This is a genomic window from Pseudomonas sp. AP19 (assembly GCF_001728855.1).
Lineage (GTDB): Bacteria > Pseudomonadota > Gammaproteobacteria > Pseudomonadales > Pseudomonadaceae > Aquipseudomonas > Aquipseudomonas fluorescens.
On the sequence record NZ_LXJP01000001.1, the window covers coordinates 51,592 to 73,516 of the forward strand.

Annotated in this window: 16 protein-coding genes; 12 read left to right on the plus strand and 4 right to left on the minus strand. The window is 60.5% G+C overall.

Annotated elements, in window-relative coordinates; all coding sequences use genetic code 11:
• Positions 1 to 70: 70 nt before the first annotated feature.
• A complete protein-coding gene (locus tag A7D21_RS00275) occupies positions 71 to 607 on the minus strand; it encodes a chorismate mutase (protein ID WP_069550828.1) in 537 nt (178 codons plus the stop codon).
• Positions 608 to 1,036: 429 nt separating this feature from the next.
• Between A7D21_RS00275 and A7D21_RS00280 the strand changes: the two genes are divergently transcribed.
• Positions 1,037 to 1,276, plus strand: coding sequence for a DUF6124 family protein (locus tag A7D21_RS00280; protein ID WP_069550829.1), 240 nt, complete (start codon positions 1,037 to 1,039; stop codon positions 1,274 to 1,276).
• Between the two features lie 68 nt (positions 1,277 to 1,344).
• On the opposite strand, the gene glnA is transcribed toward A7D21_RS00280, so the two are convergent.
• A complete protein-coding gene (glnA, locus tag A7D21_RS00285) occupies positions 1,345 to 2,751 on the minus strand; it encodes a glutamate--ammonia ligase (RefSeq protein WP_034117297.1) in 1,407 nt (468 codons plus the stop codon).
• A gap of 333 nt (positions 2,752 to 3,084) precedes the next feature.
• On the opposite strand from glnA, the gene thiI reads away from it, so the two are divergent.
• On the plus strand, positions 3,085 to 4,539 hold the full coding sequence (gene thiI / locus A7D21_RS00290; protein WP_069550830.1) for a tRNA uracil 4-sulfurtransferase ThiI: 1,455 nt from the start codon (positions 3,085 to 3,087) through the stop codon (positions 4,537 to 4,539).
• Between the two features lie 139 nt (positions 4,540 to 4,678).
• Entirely contained in the window at positions 4,679 to 6,499 is a 1,821-nt protein-coding gene (gene typA, locus A7D21_RS00295; RefSeq protein ID WP_053253905.1) for a translational GTPase TypA, read from the plus strand.
• A 185-nt stretch (positions 6,500 to 6,684) separates the two neighbouring features.
• Here typA and A7D21_RS00300 read toward each other — a convergent pair whose 3' ends face one another.
• On the minus strand, positions 6,685 to 7,119 hold the full coding sequence (locus A7D21_RS00300; RefSeq protein ID WP_069550831.1) for a YkgJ family cysteine cluster protein: 435 nt from the start codon (positions 7,117 to 7,119) through the stop codon (positions 6,685 to 6,687).
• 236 nt (positions 7,120 to 7,355) lie between these two features.
• On the opposite strand from A7D21_RS00300, the gene A7D21_RS00305 reads away from it, so the two are divergent.
• The 6 genes from A7D21_RS00305 (at position 7,356) to A7D21_RS00330 (ending at position 16,937) form a co-directional block, all read left to right on the plus strand.
• Complete coding sequence (locus A7D21_RS00305; RefSeq protein ID WP_053253907.1) at positions 7,356 to 9,806, plus strand: glycogen/starch/alpha-glucan phosphorylase; 2,451 nt, start codon at positions 7,356 to 7,358, stop codon at positions 9,804 to 9,806.
• A 170-nt stretch (positions 9,807 to 9,976) separates the two neighbouring features.
• Positions 9,977 to 13,489: a DUF2339 domain-containing protein gene (locus A7D21_RS00310; RefSeq protein WP_069550832.1), complete on the plus strand. Its 3,513-nt coding sequence runs from the start codon at positions 9,977 to 9,979 to the stop codon at positions 13,487 to 13,489.
• A complete protein-coding gene (locus tag A7D21_RS00315) occupies positions 13,489 to 14,832 on the plus strand; it encodes a DUF3999 domain-containing protein (RefSeq protein WP_069550948.1) in 1,344 nt (447 codons plus the stop codon). Before A7D21_RS00310 ends, A7D21_RS00315 begins: the two co-directional genes overlap by 1 nt.
• A gap of 96 nt (positions 14,833 to 14,928) precedes the next feature.
• The gene (locus A7D21_RS00320) at positions 14,929 to 15,939 is read left to right on the plus strand and encodes a class 1 fructose-bisphosphatase (protein WP_053253909.1); all 1,011 of its coding nucleotides are present in this window, start codon (positions 14,929 to 14,931) and stop codon (positions 15,937 to 15,939) included.
• Between the two features lie 143 nt (positions 15,940 to 16,082).
• Positions 16,083 to 16,337 (plus strand): hypothetical protein, encoded by a 255-nt coding sequence (locus A7D21_RS00325; RefSeq protein ID WP_017849914.1) that lies wholly within the window; start codon positions 16,083 to 16,085, stop codon positions 16,335 to 16,337.
• A 30-nt stretch (positions 16,338 to 16,367) separates the two neighbouring features.
• Positions 16,368 to 16,937 carry a lipocalin family protein gene (locus tag A7D21_RS00330; RefSeq protein ID WP_053253910.1) on the plus strand — a complete coding sequence of 190 codons (570 nt, stop codon included), beginning with the start codon at positions 16,368 to 16,370 and terminating at the stop codon, positions 16,935 to 16,937.
• A gap of 131 nt (positions 16,938 to 17,068) precedes the next feature.
• Here A7D21_RS00330 and A7D21_RS00335 read toward each other — a convergent pair whose 3' ends face one another.
• Positions 17,069 to 18,433 carry a formimidoylglutamate deiminase gene (locus A7D21_RS00335; RefSeq protein ID WP_053253911.1) on the minus strand — a complete coding sequence of 455 codons (1,365 nt, stop codon included), beginning with the start codon at positions 18,431 to 18,433 and terminating at the stop codon, positions 17,069 to 17,071.
• Between the two features lie 147 nt (positions 18,434 to 18,580).
• Between A7D21_RS00335 and hutC the strand changes: the two genes are divergently transcribed.
• From hutC to hutU, 3 genes are all read left to right on the plus strand, one after another.
• Entirely contained in the window at positions 18,581 to 19,291 is a 711-nt protein-coding gene (gene hutC / locus A7D21_RS00340; RefSeq protein ID WP_232000148.1) for a histidine utilization repressor, read from the plus strand.
• Entirely contained in the window at positions 19,288 to 19,848 is a 561-nt protein-coding gene (locus tag A7D21_RS00345; RefSeq protein ID WP_069550833.1) for a HutD family protein, read from the plus strand. Before hutC ends, A7D21_RS00345 begins: the two co-directional genes overlap by 4 nt.
• A 405-nt stretch (positions 19,849 to 20,253) precedes the next feature.
• Positions 20,254 to 21,924: a urocanate hydratase gene (hutU, locus tag A7D21_RS00350; protein ID WP_069550834.1), complete on the plus strand. Its 1,671-nt coding sequence runs from the start codon at positions 20,254 to 20,256 to the stop codon at positions 21,922 to 21,924.
• Position 21,925 lies beyond the last annotated feature (1 nt).

Sequence of the window (21,925 nt, forward strand, 5' to 3'; positions counted from 1 at the left end):
TGCATCAGGTGACTGACACACCGCCTTCGCGAGCAAGCCCGCTCCCACAATTTTGATTGGGTTTCAGGCCTCAACCTTTGTAGATGCACAGCTCGGCGGTGGCGCGGATCATTGCCAGTTGGCGCAGCGGATCATTCTGCGGCTCATGCACGGCGGTGGCCAGCCATTGCGGGCACTGTGGATCGGTGCGCTGCGGGGTGAAGTCGGCCAGTTGCTGCAGCAGGCGTTTTTGCAGTTGGTCCAGTTGCGGGCGAATTTGCTTGACCAAGTCTGGGCGCGGGTCGTCGGGCGCGTTGCCCTGGAACTGCCAGTCGGACAGATGGGTGTATTGCACCAGCTTATTGGCTTCGATCTGTGCCGAGAAAAATTGCTCGGCGGCGGCGGGGTCGAGTTTGTAAGTGGGCGCCTGGGCGACCACGCTGGCGATCACTTCCTGTTCGCGCTTCCTGTCCTCTACGGGCTTGTGGCTGTCCCATTTGCTCAGGGCCACCTGGTCGGCAATCTCCAGGCGTTCGGCGATGCTGTTGAGCAGAGGCTCCAGGGTGGGCGGCGCGGCGCTGGCTGTGGCGCAGGCGAACAACAGGGCGAATGCAAGTTTATGTTTCAACGTAGATCTCCTTGTGGGAGCGGGCTTGCTCGCGAAGGCGGTGTGTCAGTCACCCGATGCATTAACTGATACACCGCCTTCGCGAGCAAGCCCGCTCCCACCTGTTGATTGGGTTTGCAGATTTCTGGCAGTGTCAGCCAGAGGCTACCTTAACTTGCGTGCTTGCCTACAGGTGCGCCAGAATCCGCCGGCTTGTACGGCTGGCTTGTCGTCTCTAAGGTTGCTCGGTCGCTGCTCATCAGTGATCAGGTTTAGTAGCCTGAGGGTTAAGTTAAGTCGTACCACTCCGACCTTTATGGCGGCTGTGCGTAGGGCATCTTCGGGTGCGCCGGCTTTTGCTTAACTTCCCCGGTCTACTAACCTGCGCATAGCTGCCACCCTATCGTTTAGTAGCGAGTCGATGGCGGCCTCATTCGAGGAAGTTAAGACATGTTCAAAGCAACCCCAAATCCACCTCTATCCGTCTTCACCATCGACTCTGGCAGTGACGACGAATCCCTGCTGGTCAACAGCTTCGAAGCCTTTACCTCAGTCAGCACCTTGTTGCTTGATTTGTCAGAGGCGCTGGAAGGCAAACACCGCGATACCGTCCTGGCGATTCATCAGCTCAGTGCCCTCGGCACCTTGATGGTTGGCAAACTGCTCGACCGCCACGCCCCGGCTCGCTAAACGCCAGGCAAAAAAAGACCTCCCGAAGGAGGTCTTTTCGTTACGCCACGTTAAGCAGCGCTACCGGATCAGCAGCTGTAGTACAGCTCGTATTCCAGTGGGTGTACGAAGGTGCGTACTTTGATTTCTTCTTCGCTTTTCAGCTCGATGTAGGCATCGATGAAGTCGTCGCTGAATACGCCGCCTTTGGTCAGGAACGCACGGCCCTTGTCCAGCTCTTCCAGGGCTTCTTTCAGGCTGCCGCACACTTGTGGGATCTCTTTGGCCTCTTCAGGCGGCAGGTCGTACAAGTTTTTGTCGGCGGCGTCGCCAGGGTGGATCTTGTTCTGGATACCGTCCAGGCCAGCCATGACCAGGGCAGCGAAGGCCAGGTATGGGTTGGCTGCCGGGTCCGGGAAGCGTGCTTCGATACGGCGAGCGCGTGGGCTGGACACGTAAGGAATACGGATCGAAGCGGAACGGTTACGCGCCGAGTAGGCCAGCATTACCGGTGCTTCGAAACCTGGCACCAGACGCTTGTAGGAGTTGGTCGACGGGTTGGTGAAGCCGTTCAGGGCCTTACCGTGCTTGATGATACCGCCGATGAAGTACAGGGCAGTGTCGGACAGGCCGGCATAACCTTCGCCAGCGAAGGTGTTCTTGCCTTCTTTAGCGATGGACAGGTGAACGTGCATACCCGAACCGTTATCGCCGTACAGTGGCTTAGGCATGAAGGTAGCGGTACGGCCGTAGGCATCAGCCACGTTGTGTACGCAGTACTTCAGGGTCTGAACTTCGTCAGCCTTGGCCACCAGGGTGTTGAACTTCACACCGATTTCGTTCTGGCCGGCAGTCGCCACTTCGTGGTGGTGAACTTCGATGACCAGGCCCATTTCTTCCATGGCGTTGCACATGGAGGTACGGATTTCGTGGTCGTGGTCGAACGGCGGAACTGGGAAGTAGCCACCTTTGATACCTGGACGGTGGCCTTTGTTGCCGCCTTCGATGTCCTGGTCAGACATCCACGAACCTTGTTCGGAGAAGATTTTGAACATGGAACCGGAGATGTCGGACTTGAACTTGACCGAATCAAAGATGAAGAATTCTGGCTCCGGGCCTACGAATACGGTGTCGCCGATACCGGTCGACTTCAGGTATTCCTCGGCGCGCTTGGCGATCGCACGTGGGTCGCGGTCGTAGCCTTGCATGGTCGAAGGCTCGATCACGTCGCAGACGATGATCAGGGTTGGGTCTTCGGTGAACGGGTCGAGAACGGCAGTGCTGTCGTCCGGCATCAGGATCATGTCGGAAGCTTCGATGCCTTTCCAGCCGGCAATGGAGGAACCGTCGAACATTTTGCCTTCTTCGAAGAAAGCATCATCCAGCGCGTCGCGAGCCGGCATGGTCACGTGGTGCTGAGTACCTTTAGTGTCCGTGAAGCGCAGATCAATCCATTTAACGTCATGATCTTTGATGAGTTGAACCGACTTCGACATGGTGTCCTCCGGGTGGCTTCGGGCTGGATAGTGGAGTTAGCCCTTAGAATGTGGGTGATGCCGGCGCGAATACTCGACCAAGGCAACCTGCCTCACAAGAGAGCAAATTGCATGCCAGTGCGCCAACATGGCCTTTTTGCCTCAAAATGGCCCCTATAACGGTGCAATCCGCCGAAACGGAATAAATCACGCACTGCAATGTAGCGTTAATTGGCGTAAATGACCCGTTTTGGTGCGCGTCGTGTGTAATGCATATTAACTGGTTAAACCTTGAGCGATTTCCGCTATAATCCGCGCCCCCCTTTTTCAGCAGGCCCGGCGCGCGCTGTTTCCATGAAATTAATCGTTAAAGTGTTCCCCGAGATCACCATCAAAAGCCGACCGGTACGGATGCGTTTCATCCGTCAATTGGCCAAGAACATCCGTGCCGTGCTCCGTGACCTGGACCCGGCTGTGGTGGTGAATGGCGTGTGGGACAACCTCGAGCTGGAAACCCGTATCACCGATGCCAAAGCCTTGAAGGACATGACCGAGCGCCTGAGCTGCATGCCGGGCATCGCGCATTTCCTGCAGGTGGATGAGTACCCGCTGGGCGACTTCGACGACATCACCGAGAAGTGCAAGCTGCACTTTGGCAATGAGCTTGAAGGCAAGATTTTTTCGGTGCGCTGCAAGCGCGCCGGCAAGCACACCTTCAGCTCCATGGACGTCGAGAAATACGTCGGCAGCAAGCTGCGTCGCGAGTGCGGCGCCGCCGGAATTTCCCTGAAAGCGCCGCAAATTGAAGTGCGCATGGAAATTCGCGACCAACGGTTGTTTGTGATTCACAGCCAGCACAACAGCATCGGCGGCTACCCGCTGGGTGCCCTGGAACAGACCCTGGTGCTGATGTCCGGCGGTTTCGATTCCACGGTGGCGGCCTACCAGATCATGCGCCGCGGCCTGATGAGCCACTTCTGCTTCTTTAATCTGGGCGGGCGTGCACATGAATTGGGCGTGATGGAAGTCGCGCACTTTATCTGGAAGAAGTACGGCAGCTCCCAACGCGTGCTATTTGTAAGCGTGCCGTTCGAGGAAGTGCTGGGTGAAATTCTCGGCAAAGTCGATAACAGTCATATGGGCGTAGTATTGAAGCGTATGATGTTGCGCGCTGCGTCCCGAATCGCCGATCAGTTGCAGATCGACGCGTTGGTGACCGGTGAAGCGATCTCTCAGGTCTCCAGCCAGACGCTGCCGAACCTGTCGCTGATCGACTGCGTGACCGAGAAGCTGGTGCTGCGCCCGCTGATCGCCAGTCACAAGCAGGACATCATCGACCTGGCCGAAGAAATCGGCACGGCGGATTTCGCCAAGCACATGCCTGAATATTGCGGGGTCATTTCGGTGAACCCCAAGACCCACGCCAAGCGCAACCGCGTGGAGTACGAAGAACAACAGTTCGACATGGCGATTCTGGAGCGTGCGCTCGAGAACGCTAAAATGGTGCCGATCGATCGCGTAATCGACGAATTGGGCCAAGACGTGCAAATCGAAGAAGTCAGTGAAGCCCTGGCCGGCCAGATTGTCGTCGACATCCGTCACCCGGATGCCGCCGAAGATGAGCCGCTGGAAATCGCTGGCATCGACGTGCAAACGCTGCCGTTCTACGCATTGAACGCGCGTTTCAAGGAACTGGATAACAGCCGTCAGTACCTGCTGTATTGCGACAAAGGCGTGATGAGTCGCCTGCATGCCCACCATTTGCTCAGTGAGGGGCATGCCAATGTGCGCGTTTATCGACCGAGCTAAGAGCCCGGGGCTGTTTGCCTGTGGCCTGCGTCACCGGCCCCCCGACTCTGCCGTCAAGCTGTAACGGCAAGGCCTGACTCTACTGTTAATCGCTGCCACGACCTGTCAGCACACCGAATCCTCTGATCGAGATACACAAGTGATCGAAAATCTACGTAACATCGCCATCATTGCTCACGTTGACCATGGTAAAACCACCCTGGTAGACAAACTCTTGCGTCAATCCGGCACCCTGGAGCGCAACGAGCTCAACGACGAGCGCGTGATGGACTCCAACGACCAGGAAAAAGAGCGCGGTATTACCATCCTGGCTAAAAACACCGCTATCAACTGGAACGGCTACCACATCAACATCGTGGATACCCCGGGCCACGCCGACTTCGGCGGCGAAGTAGAACGCGTAATGTCGATGGTTGACTCCGTTCTGCTGCTGGTTGACGCTCAAGACGGCCCTATGCCGCAAACCCGTTTCGTGACCAAGAAGGCTTTCGAAGCCGGCCTGCGTCCGATCGTGTGCATCAACAAGGTTGACCGTCCAGGCGCACGTCCGGACTGGGTTCTGGACCAGATTTTCGACCTGTTCGACAACCTGGGTGCTACCGAAGAGCAACTTGATTTCCAAGTGATCTACGCGTCTGCCCTGAACGGTATTGCCGGTCTGGAACACACCGCCATGGCGGAAGACATGACCCCGCTGTACCAAGCAATCGTTGACCACGTTCCACCGCCGAAGGTTGACCGTGAAGGCGCGTTCCAGATGCAAATCTCCGCACTGGACTACAACAGCTTCCTGGGTGTTATCGGCGTTGGCCGTATCGCTCGTGGTAGCGTCAAGCCGAACACCCCGGTTGTGGCTATCGGTGCTGATGGCAAGAAGCGTAACGGTCGTATCCTGAAGCTGATGGGTCACCACGGTCTGCACCGTATTGACGTTGAAGAAGCTTTCGCCGGCGATATCGTTTGCGTCAGCGGCATGGACTCGCTGTTCATCTCCGACACCCTGTGCCAGCCGGACACTGTCGAGGCGATGAAGCCTCTGACCGTTGACGAGCCAACCGTTTCCATGACCTTCCAGGTAAACGACTCGCCTTTCTGCGGTAAAGAAGGCAAGTTCGTGACTTCCCGTAACATCAAGGAACGTCTGGACAAAGAGCTGCTGTACAACGTTGCACTGCGCGTTGAAGAAGGCGACTCGGCTGACAAGTTCAAGGTTTCCGGCCGTGGTGAGCTGCACCTCTCGGTACTGATCGAAACCATGCGTCGCGAAGGCTTCGAAATGGGCGTTGGTCGTCCAGAAGTGATCATCCGTACTGTTGACGGCGTGAAGCAGGAACCGTTCGAAAACGTGACCATCGACACCCCGGAAGAATCCCAGGGCAAGGTCATGGAAGAGATGGGCCTGCGTAAAGGCGACCTGACCAACATGGTGCCGGATGGCAAAGGCCGTGTGCGTCTGGAATACAACATCCCTGCTCGTGGTCTGATCGGTTTCCGTAACCAGTTCCTGACCCTGACCAACGGTGCTGGCATCCTGACCTCGATCTTCGATCGCTACGACACCATGAAGTCCGGCGACATGTCCGGCCGTCAGAACGGTGTTCTGGTATCGGTAGAAACCGGTAAGGCACTGACCTACTCCCTGGAAACGCTGCAGGCGCGTGGCAAGCTGTTCGTTGAACACGGTCAAGAGATCTACAACGGTCAGATCGTTGGTCTGAACAGCCGTGACAACGACATGGGCGTCAACCCAACCAAAGGCAAGAAGCTCGACAACATGCGTGCTTCGGGTAAAGACGAGACCATCGCTCTGGTTCCACCTGTTCGCTTCACCCTGGAACAGGCTCTGGAATTCATCCAGGACGACGAGCTGTGCGAAGTGACACCTAAGTCGATCCGCCTGCGTAAGAAGATCCTGGACGAAGGCGAGCGTACCCGCGCTGCCAAGAAAGCCAAGAACTGAGTTAACTCAGGCTGAATGAAAAACGCCCCCGGTCGAAAGGCCGGGGGCGTTTTTTTATGCCTGATCGTTCCCACGCTCTGCGTGGGAATGCCGCTTGGGACGCTCCGCGTCCCGCTTTTAAGGGCGGACGCAGAGCGTCCAGGGCTGCATTCCCACGCGGAGCGTGGGAACGATCATCATGATCATCAGAACTTGTCGAGAGTCCGGAAATTGGTCTCGCGCACCACTTCCTTCGGCTTGTACGCACAATACCCCGGGCGCGGGCCGATTTTCGGGTGGTTGCGGCAGGTATCCGGGCGCTTGTCATAAATAGTGCAGAAGCGCGTCTTACGATCCAGGTACAGGCAATCGTTGTTGCTCATGCGCTGCAGGGTAAAAATCTCCGATTTGGAGTTGTAGCGCTCGACGATGCCTTCTTTCTGCAAGCGCTTGGCGATGTTCTTCGGCGGGTCACCGCGCTCGAACTCATCGACGATGCCAATGCGGATCAGGTCCTTGATCTTCACCTCAACCGGCAGCATGCAGCAGCTGGACACGCAGCCACCGCACATGTGGGCGGAATATTTCTGCCAAGTCTCGAGACGGTCGAGTTCCGCGGCGGCGATCAGTTGAGGCTTCATCAGGGTTCCAAGGTGGGGCGCTATCTGGGCGCGCGATAATACCGGGATTGATGATTTTTTGAACAGTATTTTGCGGCTTTCAGCCAGAAGGCTGCTCAAACCCCGATCGGGCACGACCCCTGCATCATTTTCCCGCAAAGGTGAATGAGTTAAAAAACTGCCGAACCAGCACGTTCACCGTCTGTCAGACCGACTAGGCTCTAGCAACTCCTTCAATCTCGCCCGAGGTCGCACCGATGTCTCAGGAACCGCTTGCACGAGAAGCAGAGGTAGCCGCATTCCGCGATGCTGTCTTGACCAAACTCACTTACGCGGTGGGTAAAGACCCCGACCACGCCTTCGACCACGACTGGTTTGAAGCCATTGCCCTGGCCGCCCGCGACCAGATGGTCGACCATTGGATGAACCATACGCGCCGTATTTACCGCAAAGGCCAGAAGCGGGTTTATTACCTCTCGCTGGAATTCCTCATCGGCCGCTTGCTTTACGACAGCCTGAGCAACCTCGGCGTGCTGGAGATTGCGCGCGAAGCCCTGTCCGAACTGGGCGTCGACCTGGAACGCATCCGCCTGCTGGAGCCCGACGCGGCGCTCGGCAACGGCGGCCTTGGCCGCTTGGCGGCGTGCTTTATGGAAAGCATGTCGACCTTGGGCATTGCCGGCCACGGTTACGGCATTCGCTATGAGCACGGCTTGTTCCGCCAGGCGATTGTGGATGGCTGGCAGCAGGAACAGACCGAGCGCTGGCTGGACTTCGGCAACCCGTGGGAGTTTGAGCGGGCCGAAGTGATTTACCCGATCGGCTTTGGCGGCAGCGTCGAAACCCTGCCGGATGCCTCCGGCAAGCTGATCCAGGTGTGGACGCCCAACGAAACCGTGCGCGCCGTTGCTTATGACACCCCGGTAGTGGGCTGGCGCGGCGCCAGTGTGAACACCCTGCGTCTGTGGCGTGCACGGGCCGTGGAAGACCTGCACCTGGAACGCTTCAATGCCGGTGACCACTTGGGCGCCGTCGCCGAAGTGGCCCGCGCCGAAAGCATCTCGCGCGTGCTTTACCCCGCCGACAGCACCGAAGCAGGGCAGGAACTGCGCCTGCGCCAGGAATACTTCTTCGTCTCCGCTTCGCTGCAAGACTTGTTGCGTCGCCACAAAAACATGCACGGCTCGGTGCTCAGCCTGGGTGAGCACGCTGCCATCCAGCTCAATGACACCCACCCGTCCATCGCCGTGGCCGAGTTGATGCGCCAACTGGTAGACCTGCACGACATTCCGTGGGAAGCCGCGTGGGACGTGACGGTTGAAACGCTTTCCTACACCAACCACACCTTGTTGCCCGAGGCGTTGGAAACCTGGCCGGTAGGCCTGATGGAACGCATGCTGCCGCGGCACATGCAGATCATCTACCTGATCAACGCCCAGCACATTGATTCGCTGCGGGCCAAGGGCATCCACGATTTCGACGTGTTGCGCGCGGTGTCGCTGATCGAAGAAGACAACGGCCGCCGCGTGCGCATGGGTAACCTGGCATTCCTCGGCTCCCACAGCGTCAACGGTGTGTCCGGTTTGCACACCCAGCTGATGCGTAGCACGGTGTTCTCCGAACTGCACAAGCTGTACCCGGAGCGCATCAACAACAAAACCAACGGCATCACCTTCCGCCGCTGGTTGTACCAGGCCAACCCCAAGCTCACCGAGATGCTCGTGGAAGCCCTGGGCCCGGACATCCTCGACACCATGGAAACCCGCCTGACGGAGCTGGAAACCTTCGCCGAGAAGCAGGTGTTCCGCAAAGCCTTCGCCGAACAGCGCCTGCACAGCAAGCGTGCACTGGCCGAGATCATCCACGAGCGCCTGGGCATTTCGGTGAACCCGGCGGCGATGTTCGATGTGCAGGTCAAGCGCATCCACGAGTACAAGCGCCAACTGTTGAACCTGCTGCACACCGTGGCCTTGTACCAGGCAATCCGCGCCGAGCCGGGCACCGATTGGGTGCCACGGGTGAAAATCTTCGCGGGCAAGGCCGCCGCGAGTTATCACCAGGCCAAGTTGATCATCAAGCTGACCAACGACATCGCGCGCACCGTGAACAACGACCCCACCGTGCGCGGTTTGCTCAAGGTGGTGTTCCTGCCCAACTACAACGTCAGCCTGGCGGAAAGCATCATTCCGGCGGCGGACTTGTCGGAGCAGATTTCCACCGCCGGCTTTGAAGCGTCGGGCACCAGTAACATGAAGTTCGGCCTCAATGGCGCGCTGACCATCGGCACCATGGACGGCGCCAACGTCGAGATGCATGAGCGGGTGGGCGCCGAGCATATGTTTATCTTCGGCCTCAGCGCCGAACAAGTGGAAGCCCGCAAGCACGCCGGTGAATTCCACGCCGGGCCGGATGTGGCAGCCTCCCATCGCCTCAACGATGTGTTGCAAGCGATCCGCGGCGGGGTGTTCTCGCCGGATGATCCGGGCCGTTATGTGGGCTTGATCGACGGGCTGATCGACTACGACCGCTTCCTGGTGTGTGCCGACTTCGATGCCTATTGGGACGCCCAGGCGCGGGTCGAAGCGCATTGGCACGACTCGAAGGCGTGGTGGCGTTCGGCGGTGCTCAATACGGCGCGCATGGGCTGGTTCTCGTCGGACCGGACGATCCGCGAATACGCCACCGAGATCTGGAAAGCGCTCGACTAAACACCGCAGTAAAAAGTGTGGGAGCGGGCTTGCTCGCGAATGCGGAGGGTCAGTTAACAAATATGTCGACTGGCACCCCGCTTTCGCGAGCAAGCCCGCTCCCACATTAGCCCCGCGTCGATATACTAGGCCCCGGTTTGCCCGCCTCGGGCTGCTTAGGGATATCGACCATGCAATGGATTTTCATGCTGATTGGCCTGGTGCTCGGCTGGACACTCGATGAGTCGTTCACCGATGCCGGCTTCGGTGCGCTCTTGGGCCTGGGTATTGGCCAGGCGATTCGCCTGTCGAAGTTGTCCGCCCAGGCAGACCAGCAAGCGCGTCAGTTAGAGACCACGCAGAAGGCATTGATAGCCCTCGGTGAGCGCCTGCGGCAACTGGAAGTGCCCGCGCCGACCAACAGCGTGATCGTCGAAGCCCCCCTCCCTGAACCTGCACCTGTCGTTGCAAAGCCCGAACTTGTTTGGGAGTTGCCCGCCGAGCTGGCGCCTGTTGCCGTGGTGGCCGAGGCAAGCCAGCCACTGCCGGATGACGTCTGGGCCGCAGCGCCAACGCCGCAACCTGAAGCGCCGGCCATTCCCCGAGGCCCCAACCTGATCGAACGGGCCATCAGTGGCGCGCGCAATTGGCTGTTTGGCGGTAACACCGTGCTGCGCGTCGGCGTGGTGCTGCTCTTCCTCGGCCTGGCCTTCCTGCTGCGCTACGCCACCGAAGGCGTAGTGGTGCCGATCGAGCTGCGCTACGCCGGCGTTGCCGCCGCCGCCATCGGCCTGCTCGGGCTGGGCTGGTGGTTGCGGCTGCGTAACAGCAATTACGGCTTGATGCTGCAAGGCACCGGCATTGCCGTGTTGTACCTGACCGTGTTCGCGGCGATGCGCCTGCACCCGTTGATCGATCCCGGCGCGGCACTCGGCCTGCTGGTGGCGGTCACGGTGTTCTCGGCGATCCTGGCGATCACCCAGGATGCCCTCGGCCTGGCCTGCGCGGCGGCGTTGGGTGGTTTTGCCGCGCCGATCCTGACCTCTACCGGCGCCGGTAACCATGTGGCGCTGTTCAGCTACTTCGCGCTGCTCAACGCCGGCATCCTCGCCATCGCCTGGTTCAAGGCCTGGCGTTTGCTCAACCTGATCGGGTTTGTCGGTACCTTCGGCATTGGTTTCGCCTGGGGCATGCGCGCTTACACGCCGGACCTGCTGTGGAGCACCGAGCCGTTCCTGATCCTGTTTTTCCTGATGTACCTGGCCATCGGGCTGCTGTTTGCGCGGCGCAAACTGCTGGCGCTGGGCGACGCCCCTGAAGGCCGTGACGCACTGCTGCGCTGGTCGGCGGGCAAGGGCGATTATGTCGACGGCAGCATGCTGTTCGGTCCGCCGCTGGTGGGCTTCGGCTTGCAGTTCGCGCTGGTGCAGCACCTGGAGTTTGCAGCAGCGTTCAGTGCGTTGGGCTTGGGGCTTATCTACATGGTCCTGGCCCGGTTGTTGAGGGGTGGGCGCGCCTTGTTGCTGGCGGAAACCTGCCTGGCGCTGGGTGTGATCTTTGCCAGCCTGGCGATTCCACTGGGCCTCGATGCACGCTGGACGGCTGCCGCGTGGGCGGTGGAGGGCGCCGGGATCTTCTGGCTAGGCTTGCGTCAGCAGCGGCCTTTGGCGCGGGCCTTTGGCCTGTTGTTGCAACTGGGGTCGGCGCTGGCGTTCCTCAGCGAGCTGCGCGTGGGCGCACAGACCTTGCTCGACGCTGCGCCGTTGGGTGCGCTGCTACTGGGCGCGGCATTGCTGTTCAGCTTCGCTCAGTTGCGCAAGGCGCCGACTGAACAGGCAGCCGATTGGGAGCGCAAAGGCTTGCCGGTATTGGCGAGCCTGGGCCTGAGCTTTTTGTACCTGCTCGCGCCGTTGCTGTTACTGACCCAAGGCACGGCCATCAGTTGGGCAATCGCCGGTCTGGTCACTCTGTTTATCGGCCTGCGCATCGGCTCGCGTACCTTCCTGTTCAGCGCCTTCGCCGTGCAATTGCTTGGCGGGGCGTTGTTCCTGCTGCGCTTGCAAGGCGGCGACGGGGCGGCGGTCTTCAGTGCGGGTTGGTCCGGCTTGTTGACGGCCTCGCTGATCGGCCTGGCCTTGGTCGGCGGCATGCTGCTGGCGGCGCGCGATGACATGGTGCGCAGCGACGTGCGGTTACTGCGCGGTCTGTCCGTGGTGTTGCTCGCAGGTTTGGTGCTGATCAATCTTGCTGTGCTGTTCGTACTGCCTTGGGAAAGTGCCAGCGGCGTGTGGGCGGCGAGTGGCTTGTTGATCATCTGGCTGAGCCTGTACCTGCAACAGCGCGTCAGCTTCGTGTTTGGGCTGCTGCTGCAATTGGTCGGCGGCGGCTCGTTCCTGTTGGCGGCGCCGCAGTTGCTTGGGCCGCTGACCGGCGATGGCTTGCGCCCCTTGGCGCACAGCGGGTTCTGGACACCGATGGTGCTGGGCTTGGCCGCGATGGTCGGCGCCTGGCGCTTGCAGCGTGAACCGCATGCGCCGGTGTTTGCTGTGTTGAAGCTGCAACGCCTGTCCGACCTGCTGCTGGTGTGGGGCGCGGCCTGGTGGACGCTGGCGCTGATCGGTGAAGTGTTGCGGTTTATCCCGCAGGAGCTGCAGGGGCCATTTTTGCTCGGCATCGCGGCGGTGAGCGTGGCGATCTGGGCAGTGCTGGCCGAACGTTTGCGCTGGGCATCGCTGGGCATTCTGTGCGCCTTGCTGATGCCGGCGGCGGGCGTGGTGTTGCTGGTGTCTGCCCATGACTACTACCACCCGGCGGCGCATTACGGCTGGCTGGCCTGGCTGGCGGTGTTTGGGGTGCACTTCACCTCGTTGCGGCGCTTGGCGGCAGTGGTTCCCGGCAGAGTGCTGAGCGTTGCTCATGTACTCGGCTGCTGGATGTTGATCGGCGTGTTGGCGCTGGAGCTGCGTTACGGCCTGCTGTTGCTGTCGAGCGAGTACAACGCCTGGCGCTGGTTGGGTTGGGCGATTCTGCCGAGCCTTTATCTGGTGCTGGCGGCTGCGCCGCGCAGCTGGCCATGGCCAGTCTCGGCCTACCCGCGTGAATACCGCGTGCTGGCAGCACTGCCGCTGGCGGTATTGATGCTTGGCTGGTTCTGGCTGGCAACTATCTTCAGTGACGGTACGGCCAAACCGCTGCCGTATGTACCGCTGCTCAACCCGCTGGACCTGGGCCTGCTGTTTGCGCTGCTGGGTGTGTATTTATGCGCGCGCAGCGTGGCGCCGCAACGCGGGCCGCGTGCTGAGCTGATCGCCCAAGGTGTCGCGGGTATTTCGCTGTTTGCCTTCTGTACCGCATTGGTGATGCGCACTGCCCACCATTGGGCTGGCGTGCCCTTCCAGCTGGATGCACTGCTGGAGTCGATGTTGGTGCAGGCCGGCCTGTCGATTGTGTGGACCTTGGTCGCCCTCGGCCTGATGATCGGCGGCCACCTGCGCCATCGTCGCGAAGTGTGGCTGATCGGCGCGGCGCTGATTGCGCTAGTGGTCGCCAAGCTGTTCTTTGTCGAACTGAGCAACCGTGGCGGGCTGGCGCGGATCGTGTCGTTTATCGGCGTGGGCGGGCTGTTGCTGGTGGTGGGCTACTTTGCGCCGCTGCCGCCCAAGCGCGCCGAACCGGTGTTGGAAACTGAAGGAGCATCCTCTTGATCGGTAAGTTGAGCGTAATCGCGGTGGGCATGTGTACGACGTTGTCGGTGTGGGCCCAGGAAGCGCCCGCCGACTTCACCACACACGTGCCGCTGGCCGTGAACGGCAACGGCCCCTGGTATCGCCTGGAGCTGCCATTGGCGGTGCAATTGAGCGCGCGTCAGGCTGACCTTAGTGATGTGCGGGTGTTCAATGCCGCCGGTGAGCCGCAAGCCTATGCGCTGTCGCGTCAATCAGCGCAGCGTACTGAACGCCGCGATGTGGCTGACGTGAAGTGGTTTCCACTGTACGCCGCCGACACCCGCGAAAGCGTGCCGAACGTGATGATGAAGTCCACTGCCGAAGGCACGCTGCTCGAAGTGCGCCCGTCCAAGGCAGGTCAGCAAGTGCTGCGCGGCTGGGTGCTGGATGCCAGCGCGATCAAGGCGCCGCTGCAGCAACTGAGCCTGGACTGGCGCCGCGAGCAGGATGGCTTCCAGCGTTTCAGCATTGAAGCCAGCGATGACTTGCAGCACTGGCAGTCGTGGGGCGATGGGCAGGTGGCGCGCCTGTCGTTTGCCGATGAGCGCGTCGAGCAGCATGACGTCAGCCTGCCGGGGCAGTCGGCGCGTTACCTGCGTTTGGTGTGGCAGGGCCAACCTGCGCCGCAACTGACCTCGGCCAAGCTGGTCAGCGCCTCCAGCAGCCGTTTGCCGCTGCCGTTGGTGTGGTCGCAACCGCTGTCGGGGGCGCGGCTCAAAGCCGGGGAATACACCTGGCAACTGCCGACGGGGCTGCCTGTGGAGCGCGTGCGTGTTGAGTTGAAACAGCCCAATACGTTGGCGCCGGTCACCTTGGCGGGGCGCCGCGACGCCCATCAAGCCTGGCAGCCGCTGAGCAATGGTTTGTTGTACCGCCTGACCCAGAACGGCCAGGACGTGGTGCAGGACGAATTGCAGCTGCCTGGTCAGGCTGTGGCCGAGCTCAAATTGCAGGTGGATGAGCGCGGCGGTGGCCTGGGCATCGAAGCCCCGGCTCTGCGTTTTGCCGTGCGCGCCACCCAATTGGTGTTTCTGGCGCGGGGCGAACCACCGTTTACCCTGGCGTTAGGCAATGGCTCGGTCAAGGCGGCGAACCTGCCGTTGTCGACCCTGATCCCTGACTACAGCGCCGAGCGCCTCAAGACGTTGGGTCAGGCCACGGTCACGGGAGCGGTGGTGGTCAAACCCAGCGCCGTGGTCCCGTTGCCCGAAGTGGGCGGCGACTGGAAGAAACTTGGCCTGTGGGCCGTGCTCCTGCTGGGTGTGGCGGCACTGGGGGCGATGGCCTACAGTTTGTTGCGCGCGCCAGCCGGCAAACCGTGAACTCTATTGGAGTTAAATCCTCTGATTAGAGGAAATACGCCTCGACTCGCGTTAAACTGCGCGGGTTTATAAGCCCCCCATTCTCCGGAGCCTTACATGTCCCGCGTTACCCTGAGTCGCTATTTGATCGAGCAGACCCGCAGCAACAACACGCCTGCCGATCTGCGCTTCCTTATCGAAGTGGTGGCGCGTGCTTGCAAGGAAATCAGCCACGCCGTGTCCAAAGGCGCGCTGGGTGGTGTCTTGGGCAGCATGGGCACTGAAAACGTCCAAGGCGAAGTGCAGAAGAAGCTCGACGTCATCTCCAACGAGATCCTGCTCGAAGCCAACGAATGGGGCGGTCACCTGGCCGGCATGGCGTCCGAAGAAATGGACAATGCCTACCAGATCCCGGGCAAGTACCCGAAAGGCGCGTACCTGTTGGTATTCGACCCACTGGACGGTTCGTCCAACATCGACATCAACGCGCCGGTCGGCACCATCTTCTCGGTACTGCGTTGCCCGAACGAATACCTGAGCCAGAACGAAGCCCTGAACGAAAAGGCCTTCCTGCAGCCAGGCACCGAGCAGGTTGCTGCCGGCTATGCGATCTACGGCCCACAGACCATGCTGGTGCTGACCCTGGGTGACGGCGTAAAAGGCTTTACCCTGGACCGTGAAATGGGCAGCTTCGTGCTGACCCACGAAGACATCACTATTCCTGCCTCCACCCAGGAATTTGCGATCAACATGTCCAACCAGCGTCACTGGGAAGAGCCGGTTACGCGCTATGTCGGCGAGTTGATGGCCGGTGAAGAAGGCCCGTTGAAGAAGAACTTCAACATGCGCTGGGTCGCCGCGATGGTGGCCGACGTGCACCGTATCCTGACCCGTGGTGGCCTGTTCATGTACCCACGTGACAGCCGTGAGCCCTCCAAGCCTGGCAAACTGCGCTTGATGTACGAAGCCAACCCGATGTCGTTCCTGGTCGAGCAAGCGGGCGGTGCGTCCACTGACGGCCACCAACGCATCCTCGACATCCAGCCTGAAGGCCTGCACCAGCGTGTAGCGGTGTTCCTGGGTTCGAAGGAAGAGGTTGAGCGTGTGACCGGTTACCACAAGAAGTAAAACCTTGCGGTAATAAAAAGCCCCGAAACGTTTCAGCGTTTTCGGGGCTTTTTTGTTTTCGCTCGTCGGGAACCAGACACCCCTTTTCCCTTCTAAGCTTCTGGCAGATACCCCAGCTGCTTCGTCTCTTCAGGAGCTTTTCCATGTCTTTACGCCGTCTCGCTTTGTTGGCTTTTTGCGTGCTCTTAGCCGCGTGCAGCAAGGTCAATCAAGAAAATTACGCGAAGCTGTCGGCTGGCATGGCCAAGGCCGAGGTTGAGTCGTTGCTGGGCAAGCCGACCGATTGTTCCGGCGCACTGGGTATGTCCAGTTGCACGTGGGGCGATAAAAACAGCTTTATCAGCGTGCAGTACGCCGGTGACAAAGTTCTGATGTTTTCCGGGCAAGGCCTGAAGTAAACCGGGGCGCGAGCCTGCGGGAGAAGAAGAATGATGCGTTTTGTTTTGTTCCTTTGCGCCAGCCTGTTTTTGGCGGGCTGCGCCAGCCATTCTGGCGATGATCTGCAACCCAAGACAGCGAGCAACGTCAACCTCAAGCGATACCAGGGCACCTGGTACGAGTTGGCCCGATTGCCGATGTACTTCCAGCGCAACTGTGCGCAGTCCGAAGCGCGCTACAGCCTGCTGCCGGATGGCGACATGTCGGTGTTCAACCGCTGCCTGACGCCTGAGTGGAAGTGGGAAGAAGCCAAGGGCACCGCCACGCCGCAAGTGCCCGGCAAGACGGACAAGCTTTGGGTGGAATTCAATAACTGGTTCACGGCGCTGTTGCCGGGCGTCGCCAAGGGCGATTACTGGGTGCTGTACGTCAGTGATGACTACAAGACCGCCATCGTTGGCAGCCCAAGCCGGCGCTACATGTGGATCTTGTCACGCACGCCGACGGTCAGCGCCGACACCCGCGAAGACCTGCTCAGCAGGGCGCGGCAGCAAGGGTACGACACCACGCGGTTGATCTGGCGTACGTCGGACAAGCAGATGGCGAAGACTTCGCAGTAAACCTGAGCCTTCGCTGATCAGCATGTGGGAGCGGGCTTGCTCGCGAATACGCAGTGTCAGTCGACAGATGTAATGACTGATACGCCGCATTCGCGAGCAAGCCCGCTCCCACCTTTGTTTGGGATGGCTTGTTAGCCCAGCATATCCCTCAGCACTTGCGTGAAGGCGCGGCTGCTTTCCTCTTCACCGGCATGATGCCCGTCCCGTACGACCCACTGCCCGTTCACCAGCACATCGCGCACTTGCCGATCACCTCCGGCGAACAGCCAGCGATTCAAAATCCCGTCCTCCGTCGCCGTCGCCAGGTACGGGTCGTTGCCGTCGAGCACCAGCCAGTCCGCGCGTTTGCCCACTTCCAAGCGACCAATCGGCTGGCCCAGCGCCTGGGCGCCACCGTCCACGGCAGCATCAAACAGTGTACGGCCGACCATTGGCTGATCGCTGCGGTACACGCGGTTACGCCGCTGGTCACGCAGGCGCTGGCCGTATTCCAGCCAGCGCAATTCTTCCACCACGCTAAGTGACACATGGCTGTCGGAACCAATGCCCAGGCGTCCGCCTTGAGCGAGGAAATCCACGGCCGGGAAAATCCCGTCGCCCAGGTTGGCTTCGGTGGTCAGGCACAGACCGGCGATCGCACGGCTCTTGGCCATGCGCGTGACTTCGTCAGGATCCGCGTGGGTGGCATGCACCAGGCACCAGCGCTCATCGACTTGAACATTGTCATACAGCCATTGCAGCGGGCGCTTGCCACTCCAGGCCAGGCAGTCATCGACTTCTTTTTGCTGCTCGGCGATGTGGATGTGCACCGGGCAAGCCTTGTCACTGGCGGCCAGCACGTCATTGATTTGCTGCGGCGTGACGGCGCGCAACGAGTGGAAGCACAGGCCCAGCTGCTGCGCCGGTTGGGCGGCAAGCATCGGCTTGAGGTGTGCTTGCAGGTCCAGATAGTTTTCGGTGCTGTTGATAAAGCGCCGCTGACCTTCATTCGGCGCCTGGCCACCAAACCCGGAGTGGGTGTAGAGCACGGGCAGCAAGGTCAAGCCTATCCCACTGCTGGCGGCCGCCTGGCTGATCTGCCGCGACAGCTCAGCACGGTCGGCATAGGGCTGGCCGCTGACGTCGTGATGCACGTAGTGAAATTCCGCCACCGAGGTGTAACCGGCCTTGAGCATCTCGATGTACAGCTGGCGGGCGATGACCTGGAGTTGCTCCGGGTTGATCTTGCCGACCATGCGGTACATCAAGTCGCGCCAGGTCCAGAAGCTGTCATTCGGGTTGCCGGCCACTTCGGCCAAACCTGCCATGGCGCGTTGGAACGCGTGGGAATGCAGGTTGGGCATGCCCGCCAATACCGGGCCTCTAAGCCGTTCGGCGCGCTCTGCACTGGCGTTGGGCTCAACGTGGGTCAGCAGGCCATCGGCACTGACTTCAAAGCGTACATCGTTGGCCCATCCATTAGGCAGCAGCGCGCGTTCGGCAAAGAAAGCGGACATGATCAAGGCACCCCGGTCGTGTGTTTATTTGTATATACATATACAGACGTTTGCCTGCTCGGTAAACTCCGGCAATCTATGCATCTTTTCCCCCTGCAAGGATTCCCTGTGCCGACTCCGCCTGCCAAGTCTTCGCTGGCTGCCCACATGGACGAAAGTCCGGCGCCCTTGTACGCCCGCGTCAAACAGATGATCAGCCAGCAAATCCTCAACGGCAACTGGCCGCCCCATTACCGCGTGCCGTCGGAGAGCGAGTTGGTCAGCCAGCTGGGTTTCAGCCGCATGACCATCAACCGCGCCCTGCGTGAGCTCACCGCCGAAGGGTTGCTGGTGCGCATGCAAGGTGTTGGCACTTTCGTCGCCGAACCCAAGAGCCAATCGGCGCTGTTTGAAGTGCACAACATTGCCGATGAGATCGCCTCCCGCGGTCATCGGCATACCTGCCAGGTCATTCACCTGTGCGAAGAGGCCGCAGGCTCCGAGCGCGCCGTCGCCCTGGAAATGCGCGAAGGCGGGCGGGTGTTCCACTCGTTGATCGTGCACTTCGAGAACGACATTCCTGTGCAAATCGAAGACCGTTTCGTCAACGCCCTGGTGGCGCCGGACTACTTGCAGCAGGATTTCACCCAGCAAACGCCTTACGCCTACTTGAACCAGGTTGCGCCGCTGACCGAAGGCGAGCATGTGGTCGAAGCGATCCTTGCTGATGCCGAAGAGTGCAAGTTGCTGCAGATCGAGCCGAGCGAGCCGTGCCTGTTGATCCGCCGACGCACCTGGTCCGGGCGCCAGCCGGTGACCGCTGCGCGTTTGATCCACCCCGGTTCCCGTCATAGCCTGGAAGGACGTTTCAGTAAATGAGTGCAGTGAAAGTCTGGCGCGCCACCGATTACATCCGCATGCCATGGAAAAACGGCGGCGGTAGCACCGAAGAAATTACCCGCGACGCCGGTACTGGCCTGGATGGCTTTGGCTGGCGCCTGTCGATTGCCGACATTGGTGAGTCGGGTGGGTTTTCCACCTTCGCCGGCTACCAGCGCGTCATTACCGTGATCAAGGGCGCGGGCATGGTCCTGACCGTCGATGGCGAGGAGCAGCGCGGGTTGTTACCGCTGCAGCCCTTCGCGTTCAGCGGTGAAAGCGACGTTTCCTGTCGCCTGATCACCGGGCCGATCCGCGATTTCAACCTGATTTATTCGCCGCAGCATTACCACGCACGCTTGCAGTGGATGGATGGTGTGCAGCGTTTTTTCACTACCGCGCAGACCGTGCTGGTGTTCAGCGTCGCGGATGAAGTGAAGGTGCTGGACCAAAAGCTGGGGCATCACGACTGCCTGCAAATCGACGGTAACACCGCCCTGCTGGACCTCTCGGTTACCGGCCGCTGCTGCATTATCGAGCTGACCCCGCGCGGTTAAACATGTGGGAGCGGGCTTGCTCGCGAACGCGGTGTATCAGTGCCAGATAGGCTGGCTGACCCACCGCATTCGCGAGCAAGCCCGCTCCCACATGTGTATCTGTGCTGTTCAAGGGATCTGTTTCCGGCTCGCGCACCAATTTGTTACCGAATGCCCCAGCGTGGCGCAACGCCGCGTTGTTATGAACAATCGCCCTCCCTGAAAAACTCCTCCGTAAGAAATTTCGCCAAGCCTCCACGCCTTAATTTCCAAGGCTTTCGCACACCTGCGCAAAAAATCTGACACCCGCGTTGCGAAAGTTGGCCGCTTGATTGCATATGCTTGTATGTACAAGTAAAGATGTGTGCGTAAGACTCTCCTGCGCACCATCCATGTTCGCGCATCGATCGCCGAGGAGTCCTAGCTGTGACCAAGCCTACAAAATACCGTGACGTCGAAATCCGCGCCGCCCGCGGTAACAAGCTCACCGCCAAAAGCTGGCTGACTGAAGCGCCGCTGCGCATGCTGATGAACAACCTCGACCCGCAAGTGGCCGAGAACCCGAAAGAATTGGTGGTATACGGCGGTATCGGCCGTGCGGCGCGTAACTGGGAGTGCTACGACCAGATCGTCGAGAGCCTCACTAACCTGAACGACGACGAGACCCTGCTGGTGCAATCCGGCAAGCCGGTCGGCGTGTTCAAGACCCACAGCAACGCCCCGCGCGTGCTCATCGCCAATTCCAACCTGGTGCCGCACTGGGCCAGTTGGGAACATTTTAACGAGCTGGATGCCAAGGGCCTGGCCATGTACGGCCAGATGACCGCCGGCAGCTGGATCTACATCGGCAGCCAGGGCATCGTTCAGGGCACCTACGAAACCTTCGTCGAAGCCGGTCGCCAGCATTACAACAGTGACCTGACCGGCCGCTGGGTACTCACCGCCGGCCTCGGCGGCATGGGCGGCGCTCAGCCACTGGCTGCCACCCTGGCCGGGGCGTGCTCGCTGAACATTGAGTGCCAGCAGGTCAGCATCGACTTCCGCCTGAGCAGCCGTTATGTCGACGAGCAAGCCACCGACCTCGACGACGCCCTGGCCCGCATCGCCAAATACACCCAGGAAGGCAAGGCCATCTCCATCGCCCTGTTGGGTAACGCGGCGGAAATCCTGCCGGAGCTGGTCAAGCGTGGCGTGCGCCCGGACATGGTCACCGACCAGACCAGCGCCCACGACCCACTCAACGGCTACCTGCCGGCCGGCTGGACCTGGGACGAATACCGCGCCCGCGCGAAAACCGAACCGGCTGCCGTGATCAAGGCCGCCAAGCAGTCGATGGCCGTGCACGTCAACGCCATGCTGGAATTCCAGAAGCAAGGCATCCCGACCTTCGACTACGGCAACAACATCCGCCAGATGGCACAAGAAGAAGGCGTGGAAAACGCATTCGACTTCCCAGGCTTCGTACCGGCCTACATCCGCCCACTGTTCTGCCGTGGCATCGGCCCGTTCCGTTGGGCGGCGCTGTCTGGCGACCCGCAGGACATCTACAAGACCGACGCCAAAGTCAAAGAGCTGATCCCCGACGACGCGCACCTGCACAACTGGCTGGACATGGCGCGCGAGCGCATCAGCTTCCAGGGCCTGCCGGCACGTATCTGCTGGGTGGGCCTGGGCCAGCGTGCCAAGCTGGGCCTGGCGTTCAACGAAATGGTGCGCAGCGGCGAGCTGTCGGCACCCGTAGTGATCGGCCGTGACCACCTCGACTCCGGCTCGGTCGCCAGCCCGAACCGCGAAACCGAAGCCATGCAGGACGGTTCCGACGCTGTGTCCGACTGGCCACTGCTCAACGCCTTGCTCAACACCGCCAGCGGCGCGACCTGGGTTTCGCTGCACCACGGCGGCGGCGTGGGCATGGGCTTCTCGCAGCACTCCGGCATGGTGATCGTCTGCGACGGCACCGATGAAGCGGCTGAGCGGATTGCCCGCGTACTGCACAACGACCCGGCTACCGGGGTGATGCGCCACGCAGACGCCGGTTACCAGATCGCAATCGACTGCGCCAAGGAGCAGGGCCTCAATCTCCCGATGATCAAGTAAT

Coding starts and splice junctions, on each gene's coding strand:
- A7D21_RS00280 (WP_069550829.1), top strand. CDS start 1,037: ATGTTCAAAGCAACCCCAAATCCACCTCTATCCGTCTTCACCATCGAC.
- hutC (WP_232000148.1), top strand. CDS start 18,581: ATGGACGAAAGTCCGGCGCCCTTGTACGCCCGCGTCAAACAGATGATC.
- A7D21_RS00330 (WP_053253910.1), top strand. CDS start 16,368: ATGATGCGTTTTGTTTTGTTCCTTTGCGCCAGCCTGTTTTTGGCGGGC.
- A7D21_RS00305 (WP_053253907.1), top strand. CDS start 7,356: ATGTCTCAGGAACCGCTTGCACGAGAAGCAGAGGTAGCCGCATTCCGC.
- glnA (WP_034117297.1), bottom strand. CDS start 2,751: ATGTCGAAGTCGGTTCAACTCATCAAAGATCATGACGTTAAATGGATT.
- A7D21_RS00310 (WP_069550832.1), top strand. CDS start 9,977: ATGCAATGGATTTTCATGCTGATTGGCCTGGTGCTCGGCTGGACACTC.
- thiI (WP_069550830.1), top strand. CDS start 3,085: ATGAAATTAATCGTTAAAGTGTTCCCCGAGATCACCATCAAAAGCCGA.
- A7D21_RS00320 (WP_053253909.1), top strand. CDS start 14,929: ATGTCCCGCGTTACCCTGAGTCGCTATTTGATCGAGCAGACCCGCAGC.
- A7D21_RS00345 (WP_069550833.1), top strand. CDS start 19,288: ATGAGTGCAGTGAAAGTCTGGCGCGCCACCGATTACATCCGCATGCCA.
- A7D21_RS00335 (WP_053253911.1), bottom strand. CDS start 18,433: ATGTCCGCTTTCTTTGCCGAACGCGCGCTGCTGCCTAATGGATGGGCC.
- A7D21_RS00300 (WP_069550831.1), bottom strand. CDS start 7,119: ATGAAGCCTCAACTGATCGCCGCCGCGGAACTCGACCGTCTCGAGACT.
- A7D21_RS00325 (WP_017849914.1), top strand. CDS start 16,083: ATGTCTTTACGCCGTCTCGCTTTGTTGGCTTTTTGCGTGCTCTTAGCC.